The organism is Rhodobacter sp. NTK016B (assembly GCF_017303295.1).
GTDB lineage: Bacteria > Pseudomonadota > Alphaproteobacteria > Rhodobacterales > Rhodobacteraceae > Pararhodobacter.
Genome location: NZ_JAFKOK010000036.1, coordinates 1 through 2,500, shown reverse-complemented (window position 1 = coordinate 2,500; position 2,500 = coordinate 1). Strand labels below are relative to the sequence as shown.

The following is a 2,500-nucleotide window of genomic DNA, read 5'->3' as shown; positions in this document are numbered from 1 at the left end:
AGCAGTCGGAGGGTCCTCGAGACCTGACGGCGTACCTTTTGTATAATGGGTCAACGACTTGGTCTATCTAGCAAGCTTAAGCCGTTAGGTGTAGGCGCAGCGAAAGCGAGTCTTAATAGGGCGACTTAGTTAGATGGATCAGACCCGAAACCGAGTGATCTAGGCATGAGCAGGATGAAGGTTAGGTAACACTAACTGGAGGTCCGAACCCACACCCGTTGAAAAGGGTCGGGATGACTTGTGCCTAGGGGTGAAAGGCCAATCAAACTCGGAGATAGCTGGTTCTCCGCGAAATCTATTTAGGTAGAGCGTCAGACGTATCCCTCGGGGGGTAGAGCACTGCATGGGTGATGGGGTCCCACAGACTTACTGAGCCTAAGCAAACTCCGAATACCCGAGAGGACTATCTGGCAGACACACGGCGGGTGCTAACGTCCGTCGTGGAGAGGGAAACAACCCTGACCTACAGCTAAGGCCCCCAATTCATGGCTAAGTGGGAAAGCAGGTGGGACGACCAAAACAACCAGGAGGTTGGCTTAGAAGCAGCCATCCTTTAAAGATAGCGTAACAGCTCACTGGTCTAGATAAGTTGTCCTGCGGCGAAGATGTAACGGGGCTCAAGCCATGAGCCGAAGCTTAGGATGCACACTAGTTGTGCGTGGTAGCGGAGCGTTCTGTTCTGTATCTCATGTCTCTTTGGCGCCTCAGGGTGCCCCGGAGACAGCGAGATCTGCTGTGAAGCCGGCCCGTGAGGGACCGGTGGAGCGTTCAGAAGCGAGAATGTTGACATGAGTAGCGACAAAGAGGGTGAGAGACCCTCTCGCCGAAAGTCCAAGGGTTCCTGCTTAAAGCTAATCTGAGCAGGGTAAGCCGGCCCCTAAGGCGAGGCCGAAAGGCGTAGTCGATGGGAATCAGGTGAATATTCCTGAGCCAGGAGGATGTGACGGATCGCAGGGGTAGTTCAGACTTATCGGATTGTCTGGGCTGCTGAGCGGTTCCTGGAAATAGCCCTCCATCAGACCGTACCCGAAACCGACACAGGTGGACTGGTAGAGAATACCAAGGCGCTTGAGAGAACCACGTTTAAGGAACTCGGCAAAATACCTCCGTAAGTTCGCGAGAAGGAGGCCCGGTTCGTACGCAAGTATGGGCCGGGGGCACAAACCAGGGGGTGGCGACTGTTTACTAAAAACACAGGGCTGTGCGAAGCCGTAAGGCGACGTATACAGTCTGACGCCTGCCCGGTGCTGGAAGGTTAAAAGGAGGGGTGCAAGCTCCGAATTGAAGCCCCAGTAAACGGCGGCCGTAACTATAACGGTCCTAAGGTAGCGAAATTCCTTGTCGGGTAAGTTCCGACCTGCACGAATGGCGTAACGACTTCCCCGCTGTCTCAAACGTGGACTCAGCGAAATTGAATTGTGTGTCAAGATGCACACTACCCGCGGTTAGACGGAAAGACCCCGTGCACCTTTACTCCAGCTTTGCACTGGCATCAGGATTGTGATGTGCAGGATAGGTGGTAGGCATCGAAACAGGGACGCCAGTCTCTGTGGAGCCTCCCTTGAGATACCACCCTTCGCACTCTTGATGTCTAACCGCGGCCCCTTATCGGGGTCCGGGACCATGCATGGCGGGGAGTTTGACTGGGGCGGTCGCCTCCCAAACAGTAACGGAGGCGCGCGAAGGTTGGCTCAGAGCGGTCGGAAATCGCTCGTTGAGTGCAATGGCAGAAGCCAGCCTGACTGCAAGACTGACACGTCGAGCAGAGTCGAAAGACGGCCATAGTGATCCGGTGGTCCCACGTGGGTGGGCCATCGCTCAACGGATAAAAGGTACGCCGGGGATAACAGGCTGATGATGCCCAAGAGTCCATATCGACGGCATCGTTTGGCACCTCGATGTCGGCTCATCTCATCCTGGGGCTGAAGTCGGTCCCAAGGGTACGGCTGTTCGCCGTTTAAAGAGGTACGTGAGCTGGGTTTAGAACGTCGTGAGACAGTTCGGTCCCTATCTGCCGTGGGTGTAGGAGACTTGAGAAGAGTTGCCCCTAGTACGAGAGGACCGGGGTGAACGATCCACTGGTGGACCTGTTGTGGCGCCAGCCGCAGTGCAGGGTAGCTATGATCGGACAGGATAACCGCTGAAGGCATCTAAGCGGGAAGCCCCCTTCAAAACAAGGTCTCCCTTGAGAGCCGTGGTAGACCACCACGTCGATAGGCCGGAGATGTAAGTGCAGCAATGCATTCAGTTGACCGGTACTAATGGCTCGATTGGCTTGATCTGATCCAGTAACAGCAAGACAAACTGGACAAAGCATAATACTTGAACAGCGCTTCCAAAAAGGAAGAGCCGATACTGTTTCTTATCCGGTTTGGTGGTCATAGCCCGTGCTAAACTCCCGATCCCATCCCGAACTCGATGGATAAGGGCACGAACGCCAATGGTACTGCGACCTAAGTCGTGGGAGAGTAGGTCACCGCCAAACCTGATAAGAAACAGA

Annotated in this window: 2 rRNA genes (1 of these 2 cut by a window edge); both read left to right on the top strand. The window is 54.8% G+C overall.

What is annotated here, in order from left to right:
• Nucleotides 1–2,283 (top strand): 23S ribosomal RNA (locus tag JI664_RS23540); it begins 550 nt to the left of the window's first position.
• 87 nt (nt 2,284–2,370) lie between these two features.
• A 5S ribosomal RNA gene (rrf, locus tag JI664_RS23535) occupies nt 2,371–2,485 on the top strand.
• Nucleotides 2,486–2,500 lie beyond the last annotated feature (15 nt).